General features: G+C 64.5%; 14 protein-coding genes. 2 read left to right on the top strand and 12 right to left on the bottom strand.

What is annotated here, in order from left to right; genetic code table 11:
- From J2847_RS02380 to J2847_RS02325, 12 genes are all read right to left on the bottom strand, one after another.
- Window positions 1-406, bottom strand: a 406-nt coding sequence (locus tag J2847_RS02380; RefSeq protein WP_209776688.1) for a phage terminase large subunit family protein, incomplete at its 3' end; no start/stop codon positions are given.
- Window positions 393-938, bottom strand: a complete 546-nt coding sequence (locus J2847_RS02375) for a hypothetical protein (protein WP_209776687.1) — start codon at window positions 936-938, stop codon at window positions 393-395. The genes J2847_RS02380 and J2847_RS02375, both read right to left, overlap by 14 nt.
- A gap of 92 nt (window positions 939-1,030) precedes the next feature.
- Window positions 1,031-1,306, bottom strand: coding sequence for a hypothetical protein (locus J2847_RS02370; protein WP_209776686.1), 276 nt, complete (start codon window positions 1,304-1,306; stop codon window positions 1,031-1,033).
- Window positions 1,303-1,608 carry a hypothetical protein gene (locus J2847_RS02365; protein WP_209776685.1) on the bottom strand — a complete coding sequence of 102 codons (306 nt, stop codon included), beginning with the start codon at window positions 1,606-1,608 and terminating at the stop codon, window positions 1,303-1,305. The genes J2847_RS02370 and J2847_RS02365 overlap by 4 nt, the downstream gene beginning before the upstream one ends.
- Entirely contained in the window at window positions 1,605-3,884 is a 2,280-nt protein-coding gene (locus tag J2847_RS02360) for a hypothetical protein (protein WP_209776684.1), read from the bottom strand. Before J2847_RS02360 ends, J2847_RS02365 begins: the two co-directional genes overlap by 4 nt.
- Window positions 3,881-4,177, bottom strand: a complete 297-nt coding sequence (locus tag J2847_RS02355) for a hypothetical protein (RefSeq protein WP_209776683.1) — start codon at window positions 4,175-4,177, stop codon at window positions 3,881-3,883. Before J2847_RS02355 ends, J2847_RS02360 begins: the two co-directional genes overlap by 4 nt.
- A gap of 2 nt (window positions 4,178-4,179) precedes the next feature.
- Window positions 4,180-4,419: a MerR family transcriptional regulator gene (locus J2847_RS02350; RefSeq protein ID WP_209776681.1), complete on the bottom strand. Its 240-nt coding sequence runs from the start codon at window positions 4,417-4,419 to the stop codon at window positions 4,180-4,182.
- 22 nt (window positions 4,420-4,441) lie between these two features.
- A complete protein-coding gene (locus J2847_RS02345) occupies window positions 4,442-5,113 on the bottom strand; it encodes a MerR family transcriptional regulator (protein ID WP_209776680.1) in 672 nt (223 codons plus the stop codon).
- Window positions 5,114-5,270: 157 nt separating this feature from the next.
- On the bottom strand, window positions 5,271-5,513 hold the full coding sequence (locus J2847_RS02340; RefSeq protein ID WP_209776679.1) for a hypothetical protein: 243 nt from the start codon (window positions 5,511-5,513) through the stop codon (window positions 5,271-5,273).
- Window positions 5,514-6,413, bottom strand: coding sequence for a hypothetical protein (locus tag J2847_RS02335; RefSeq protein WP_209776677.1), 900 nt, complete (start codon window positions 6,411-6,413; stop codon window positions 5,514-5,516).
- A 56-nt stretch (window positions 6,414-6,469) separates the two neighbouring features.
- A complete protein-coding gene (locus J2847_RS02330; RefSeq protein WP_209776676.1) occupies window positions 6,470-6,649 on the bottom strand; it encodes a hypothetical protein in 180 nt (59 codons plus the stop codon).
- A gap of 49 nt (window positions 6,650-6,698) precedes the next feature.
- Window positions 6,699-6,860 carry a hypothetical protein gene (locus tag J2847_RS02325; protein ID WP_209776674.1) on the bottom strand — a complete coding sequence of 54 codons (162 nt, stop codon included), beginning with the start codon at window positions 6,858-6,860 and terminating at the stop codon, window positions 6,699-6,701.
- 164 nt (window positions 6,861-7,024) lie between these two features.
- Between J2847_RS02325 and J2847_RS02320 the strand changes: the two genes are divergently transcribed.
- Both J2847_RS02320 and J2847_RS02315 read left to right on the top strand, forming a co-directional pair.
- A complete protein-coding gene (locus tag J2847_RS02320; RefSeq protein ID WP_233474223.1) occupies window positions 7,025-7,303 on the top strand; it encodes a helix-turn-helix domain-containing protein in 279 nt (92 codons plus the stop codon).
- Window positions 7,300-7,806: a hypothetical protein gene (locus J2847_RS02315; protein WP_209776673.1), complete on the top strand. Its 507-nt coding sequence runs from the start codon at window positions 7,300-7,302 to the stop codon at window positions 7,804-7,806. Before J2847_RS02320 ends, J2847_RS02315 begins: the two co-directional genes overlap by 4 nt.
- Window positions 7,807-8,005 lie beyond the last annotated feature (199 nt).

Below are 8,005 nucleotides of genomic sequence, written 5' to 3'. Positions count from 1 at the left end.
TCCGCTCCGGGATCAGCCGGGCCTTCACCTCGGGCACCACCGCCAAGGCCGGATCGAGGCGAGACATGATGACGCGCTTCGCCACGTCGACCGTGGGCCAGACGCACATGATCGGCTTCGGGTCGTTGGCGATCCAGTAGCAGACCGCCGACAGCAACAGCTCCGTCTTGCCGAGCTGGGCGCCAGCGCAGACGACGACCGTCTTGATGCCGCTGGTGGTGGACAGGTCGTCCAGCGGCTGGCGGAAGTAGGGCGTGGCGTCGAAGGAGAAATCCCCCGGCAACGCGGCGCTGGCGTCCAGCTTGCGGCGTGCCTCGGTCCACGCGGACGGCGACAGGTCGGGAGGCGGGGCCAGCCCGGCGGCGATGGTCGCCAGCGCGCGGGCTTCGATCTCAGCGGCCAGCATCGGCGGCCTCCGACAGCTTTTGCAGATGGGCGGTCACGAACTTGCGCAGCACCGCCGTCAGCGTGCCGCCGTCCACCTTCAGTTCCGCCGCCATGTCGGGCACGACGCGCTGGGACCACGCCAACCAGGCATCCCGATGGCGCCGCCCATGCTCGAACAGCACGCGGTCGATGTCCGCCCAGGGCGCCACGTCGCCCTTGTCGCGCTCCAGCGCCAGCCGGGCGCGCTCCACCTTCAGCCACTCGTGCTCGGTGCGGGCGGCGATCAGGTCGCCATCGTCCTCCCCGTCGCCATCCCCCTCCACCGGGGCGGGCACCGGGGGGACCAGGGCGGGCCGGGCCTTGGCCTTGGATTGGGCGACGCGCTGGGTGGGGTCGAGTTCGCGGCTCATCCACTCCAGCGCCGCGCCCACGTCCACCTTGCCGTCCGGGGTGACGGGCAGGCCCTTGGCGGCAAGCTGGGTGATGCGGGGCCGGCTCAGCCCGACGCGGCGGGCGAAGGCGGCTTTCGTTTCGATGACGGGTCCAGGCATGGGGCACCTCGGGAACGTTAAGAAAGGTGCGGCTTACGGTTGTGCCCGTTAAGCCTTAACACCGATGACACGCTAGGGATGGGATGCGGCCGTCAGCCCCGACTGCCCTTGTCCGGCCGGGAAGGACCCATCCGACCCGATCCACCCCCAGCCCTGCGACGGGCCTGCAAGCCCGCCAGGGCGCCGTCCAGTTCGCTGTCGCGGGCCGGGCCTTCTCCGATGGTCCGCAACGCCGCGTCGATCCGGGAGCGCCGCAGCGGCCGGCTGTCGAAGACCACGGGCGCCAGCATCCGCTCGATGAGCGTGCGACGGGGCATCGGGAGCGGGCGGGCCGGCTTGGCGGGGGGAAGCGTCGTGGCGTCGATCATCGGTGCAGTCCTTCGGGTGGTGCGGTGCCGAACACATCGGCCCAGGCCCGCCGTTCGGCTTCGGAGCGGGACAGGTGCGCGTCGAATTGGAGGATGGCGGCCCGTTCCTCGAACTCGTCCAGGCGGTCGGGAAGATCGGGGCAGCCGGTCAGCAGGTGAACCAAACCGGGCTTCTCGGCACGGACGGTGGAGACGATGGCCGGCGGCAGCGGCGCGGGTGCCCGCAGACGGAGGTTGCCGCCATCGAGGGAGACCGTGCCTCCCTCGGCGTGCACGGTGCGCAGAACGGCCAGCGCGCTCATACCGTCTCTTCCCATTCCGGATCGGGCACCGGGTCCGCCTTGATCTGGCGGACGTGGATCACCCGGCGTCGCTCTGCGCCTCGCCCTTCATGCAAGCCGGTAACAACCTCGATGCCCAGAGCCCGCAGGGCCGGCGCGACGCGACGGAGCCGGTTGGACAGGCGAATACCGTCCTTCGGCCACGTCTTGTCCCGCGACACCTCGGGCGTCACCTTGAGGTTGATATCCGACAGCAGCGCCGTTGCCGTCCCGATCCAGGCGTCACGGTCGGCCATGATCTCCAGCACGGCGGACGCCACCGGATCGGCCTCCACGGCTTCCGCCACCCCTTGAGCGCGGTTGGTCTCGTAGGCGTCAACGAACTGGTCGGGCTTCCACCCGAAGGCCGGGAAGGCAGCGGCGGCCCACAGGGCGAAGTCGGCCATGCGCGGCAGACGCGCGAGCGTCACCGTGGCGCGGTTGCGCAATGCCATGGACACGCCGTCGAACAGGGCACCCAGGATGCGCGGCGCGGCGGCGTCGAACGCCGTCCAGAACGCGCCCTCCGGCTGGCGGGCTTCCGCCGTCATCGCCGGGAGGGTCAGGGCAACGGCGCGGTCTGCCAGATCGGGACGGGACGCCAGGGCCGGAATGCCGTTCAGCAGCACCGGGCGGCACACGTCGATAAGCACTTCCTCGTTGTTCGTGTAGAGCGCCCGCGTGGCGAAGCCGCCCCCGGTGGCGATGCGGCAGAACCAATCCGATTGATCGCCGTCGATGAAGGACAGGTTGTCGTAGCCCAGCACCCAGCCGTTGCGCGCGGCCAACAGCGCGTCCCGCTCGTCCTTCGGCGGGGATCGCAGGTCGGCTGCGTTCGGGTCGATCAGCCGGCGCAGCACGCGGCAGAAGGTGGACTTTGCCGCACCCTGTTCGCCGTTCACCACCATGACGGGGAACGGGCCGTTGGGCTTCAGGCACGCCACGATCCAGGCGACGGCGAGTCGGAAATCCTCATCGCTCCCGATGTTCAGGAAGGGGCGCAGATCGGCGATGCGGCCCCCCTTCACCGGCACGGGCAGCGGTCGCAGCCCGGCGGGTCGGATGAAGGGAACGGGGGGATGCGCGACCACCTCCCAGCCGTCCGGCCCGATCACCACGGCGGACCAGTCGGCCGTCCCCAGGTCGATCACCACCCGCCCCTCATGCTCGCCCACCCGGACGGCGGGAACCTTCTCCGGGCCGTTGCAGGCGATGGCATCGATGCTGTTCATCGCATCGGCCAGGGCTTGCGAGGATGGGGAACCGGGGATGGTGATTCGCGTGTCGCCCTCGGCGATCACCTGTTGATAGCGGGCGCCGTAGATCTTCAGCAGATGACGGCGATAGGCGGTGGAGCGGACGGCGAAGCTCTCCAGATGCCCGTCCACCCCCACCGTGGCATGGGCGGTGTGGTCCGCGTCGCGCCACAGCTCGCCCCGCGTCGCGCACAGGATCAGCCGGTCACGCTGGGGAAGATCGTCATCGTCCGAATCCGGGGCGGCCTTCTTGCCGGGCTTGCTGGCCGGCGCGGGCGGTTCCCAGGGGCGGGCCGCCTCGATCATGCCGCGCAACGCCTCCACCGTCACTCCGGCCGGCGGTTCGTCGGCAAGGTCCCAGGCGGGCGGCCAGTTGGCGGGCACATGCACCATGGCGACGCTGGCGGCCCCGGCTTTGGTCGCCAGCTCGGCGACGGATTGGGCGAAGGAGGCGCCCGGTTCGTCATGGTCGGGCCAGATCACCACCCGGCGGCCCGCCAGCGGCGACCAGTCCGTCTTGTGGGGTGACTTGGCGCCGTGCATCGGCGTGGTGGTGGCGCGCTCGGGGAACAGCCCGGCGGCGGCATCGGCGGTCTTCTCGCCCTCGGTGACGATCACCAGGGCGTCGGGCCGGTCAGCCAGTTCGGGCAGCTTGTAGAGCGGGCGCGGATCGGGGATGCCCTTGGAACGCCATGCCCGCTTGCCGTTGCCCAGATCGCAGAAGGTCAGCGGCAGCACGTCCTTGCCGGGCGTGCCGTCATCGCTGGTGAAGTCAAACCGCGCCACATGGCACAGCAGCCGGCCGGCGGCGTCGCGGTAGGGCCAGAGCGTCGTCGGGGCGCCGTGCTTTGGGTGCCGGAAGCCCATGGCCGGCGGGGCATCCTCGGGAACCGGCAGAAGCGGCGCCTTGGCCGCAGCCTTCGGTTTTCCAGCCGGCTGGCTGGCCTTGGCTTCCTCGGGCGTCAGGGGCGCGAACATGCCGGCGTGGTCGTCAGGCGTCATTTCATCCCCAGCATGTCGGCAAGGTTCCGGGCCGCTTCGACTTGGGTGGAGCCGGCCAGGAAGGCGGCCAGCGACACCACGTCCCCGCCCCGGTCTCCGGTGGCGAAGTCGCTCCACTTGCCGGTGGTCAGGTTCACCTTGAAGGAGCCGGGCTTGTGGTCCGCGCGGCGCGGGTTGAGCGCCACCCACTCCCCGCCCTCCCGGTGCCCGTCCGGGAGCCAGCGCGCCACCAGCGCCGGCAGCACGGCCCGCGCGGTATCGTTGATCCGGTCGAAGTCGAGACGGGCGCGCATCGTCAGTTCCCGGCGTTGCCGGCCAGTCCCGCCAGGAAGTCGGCGGGAGACGTGGTGATGACCCGGCGGCGCCCGACCCTGACGAAGCTGATGCGCTTCTCTTTCATCAGGTCGTACGCCTTGGACCGGCCGATGCCGGCCCCGAAACAGAACTCCGTGACGGAGAAGCCCGCCTTCTGCACGGTCTGCGAAAGGCAAGGTTTGGGCGTGGCGGGCACAGCCCGCTTTCCAAGGTCGGTCATGTCAGCTCCGTTTAGAGATAGTCTATGAGGCGTTGCTTTGCTTGATCACTGCGTCTGCTTGAGCAATTACGATCTCAAGAATTGCTCGTTTAACGTCGTGGACAGATTCAGTGACTGATATGCGAATGCTCGGGTTTGGCTCTCTTGGAACAGGTAAATTGTCGGATATCAGAGCGCCAATCTTGGGATCTTTCTCTGAAATGCCCTTCGTTATTGTCTCAATGAGCATCGAACCAAAGAGAGATTTAATGAACTCGTATCTGTCTCGCTCAAGCTTTGACTTCAGTTCCCCGTTTTCCTCCCAGATAATGACGCTGGCATTTTTTGCCAGAGCGGCCTTTTCGTTCCCGGTTCTAAGTTGTTCGCGTATGTCCGCATCAATCTTAAGAACCTCATCCACGTAATCCGCCAGTTGCGATGAAATACTCGCGGCAGAAGAAGCGCTTATGGTGAGGCTTGTCAGCTTCACCATCAGGTGGAGTTTTACCAAGTCGGCAAGAGAGTAAAGCCGCCGCCCAGCGCGGCCTGGGTTGTTCTCAGTGAGTTTGACCAGCCCCCGGTTGGTCCAGTTCTGGAGATTGGTAGGGGAGAGGGCAGCCCGAGCGATCGTCAGAACGGCAAGCACCTCCCGCTGCGGGAACAGCGGAAGGTGTGGGTTCGCATCCGACGCTTCGTATGCCTTGTGAAAATCCATTCCCTCAACCCAAACGCAGGCACACGGGGAACATCCCGTCACTCTCAATGTCGCATGACATTCAGAGCGGCGTCAATCATCAATGTCATCTGACATTCAAACGATGGGCGGTTAGCACCTCATGCTGCTGACGCTTTGCCCGAACAGGGAATGGCTTTCACCCCAGCGGCACCAGTTGCGCCAACTGGCCGGCAATCGCCTTGAGCACCACGCCCCGCCCGCCGAACACCGCTGGCGGCTTCAAGCCGACAGCATCGCTCAGCAGCTCGTGTTGCAGGCTCGCCAGCGCCAACGCATCCATGACGGAAACCGGCGGCCCGGCCGTGGCGACGGCGGCCCGGAACTCTTCGGCCAGCTCGGCGAAGCCAGCCTCCAGGCGGTCGTCGTCGCCATGCTCCATTCAATCCATCACCAGTCCATCCATGCCCATATAGCTTTCCCAGAAGGCGGCCACGGCGACGGCGTTCGGGCCGATGGCTTCGGGATCGGTGGGCATGGCGGGGGCGGCCTTGGGAAGGCCGGTAGACGACACAGGCGCCAGCGTCGCCAGGAAGCCGGCAACCCCCTTCATCATGCTGACGCGGATAGCAGACAGCCCGGTCGGCTCCGATCCTTCATGCTCCGCCATGAAGCACTCATCCTCAAAGCGGACCAGCGCGGCGGCATCGGCGGCGGACGTGACCGGGCCGGCGGCGGCCAGCGCGGTGTCGAGTTGAAGCAGCAGCTCACGGTAGCGCTCGCTGTACCGGGCATCGTAGGGGCGCCCGACATAGCTCTTGTCGAGCTGGTCATAGCCAGTGCGAAAGGCATCGGTGGCGACAGTGTGGGGGCCGGGTGCGGTCGGAAGGGTGTGCGCATTGCTCACACCCTTTGCCGGTTCGCCAGCGCAAAGGGTGTCGGTTGAAGCGACACCCTTGCCCGCCGCCAGCGCCGCCATGAAGTCGCGCAGCAGCACGACGGCCGTTTCCTGTCTGGGGATCATGCCGGCGGGCACGCCGCTTTCCTCGCAGGCCAGCCGGTTCAGCATCGCCAGCGCATCGGCCAGCGTACGGGGCGGCGTGGACAGGATGGCGTCCCGCAGTTCGCACGCCACGACGACGTTGAAGTCGGCTTCCCGTTCGGCCTCTTCGCCCTTGCCCCGCTTGCTGTTGGCGGACGCGAGCAAGGCCACCACTTCGGCGTCAGCGTCGGCAAAGGTCATGATCTCGACGGACGGAAGGCGCGTCGATCCGGTCAGGATCGGAGCGGCGAATAAAGCGGGGGTGTTCACGCCCTCGGGCATGTTGGTCGGGTTCGTCATGGGGAAGGCTCCAAGGAGAGAGAGGGTGCCCTACGGTGGGGCGGGTGCCATGGGGATCAGGCGGCGGGCTGGTCGCCCTTGAACGCAAGGCGGGAGGCACGGTTGAAGTGCTCCCGGAGGTCGTTCAGGTGGGTGCGGATCATGTCCGCGAGGTAGACGATGGCGACGCCCTCATTGTCGCCTCCCAGCTCACTGGTGATCATGTTGAGCGCGACGGCGGCGGCCTCGGCGGACATCAGGGGCGACTCCATATCGAAGACTGCCCGGAAGAGTGGGGAGCGGACCTCATCCATAGTGGATCTCCAGAGCGAAGGGGTTTGCGCCACGGTGGCGCGGATCGTCGGGCAGGTGGTCGAGTTCGCCCCGGTCCTCTTTGGGCTCAAGGTCCGGGTCGCCGTCGCGGGCATCCAGCTCGGCAAGCAGGGCGTCTATGGCGGCTTCGATCATGGGACGGGGCCAGCGCGCCAGCGGGACCGGCGGCGGGCAAGGCTTGGGCGTGGCGAGAAATGCTCGCATGGAATGCCTCTGACGTTGCTTGCCGTACTGTTTTCGGTATAATGTACCGATATCATTATCCTATCGGCACATCAACAGGAAATCGGTACAACGTCATGACGATTGCCGCCGTGCAGAGCAAAATGGCTCGGGCTGCCGTGGGATGGGGAGTGCGTGACCTTGCAAAGGAAGCGGGTGTGTCGGTTGACACCGTGTCCCGGCTGGAGCGTGGCGAAGAGCTTCAGCCACGCACCCTCGCAGCGATCCAGGAAGCCCTGGAAGCGGCCGGCGTCGAGTTCATCCCGGAGAACGGCGGCGGGGCTGGGGTTCGGCTGCGTAAGGAAGGCAGTGGATTTTATAATCCAAATAAACAACGCAAAAGGATGAACAAATGAAACCTGAATCATTTATTTTTGTTATGACACTCTTAATCTCAAGCCAATCAATAGCCCAGAATAGCCCAAGCAAAGAAGAGACTGAAAATTTTATTTCTAATATGTGGTTTCCATTCAATCAAGAATCGAAACTATATTTTGATAACTGCACAATGATAGAAAAACATCAAATGTCAAACTCGAATGAAGTGGATAATGACAAATCTGTTTATTCTATTTATTTCCCCCTTAACGAACTGGATATCTATGCACAACTTTCTCTTCCCGGGAGTGAGTCCTTGAAATTCTTTTGTAATAATGGTGCAAAATGCATAAAGAAGAGATATATCCTTGTTTGGAAGGATAAAAGCAAGCAAAAGGAGCGTGGAGAGGACGAAACTAGCTACGAAGACAGCACATCCAGAGCAAATTGGAAAAGCAGAATTGATTTTGGACGCGCCGAAAAAGCAATAAACCACCTTCAGAAGATCTGCAAAGGTGATAAAAAGATGCTTTTCGAATGAAAAAATCAAATTACGCCTTTCAATCTTCTAAAAACTTTATGGCATAAAGCAGAATCTGACGTAAGCGCATTCGCAAAATCCCGCCCGGTTCACACCGTGGCGGGCTTTTTACTTTTCGGGCGTTGATGTCCCCATGATCCGCACAGTCGCGTATGTCGTCAAGAACTTTTGGCGAACATCGGCGGACGGAAGCGGACCC

The sequence above is a fragment of the Azospirillum agricola genome, from assembly GCF_017876095.1.
Lineage (GTDB): Bacteria > Pseudomonadota > Alphaproteobacteria > Azospirillales > Azospirillaceae > Azospirillum > Azospirillum agricola.
Note: the sequence above shows the minus strand (reverse complement) of the source record. Positions and strands in the feature narration are given on the sequence as shown.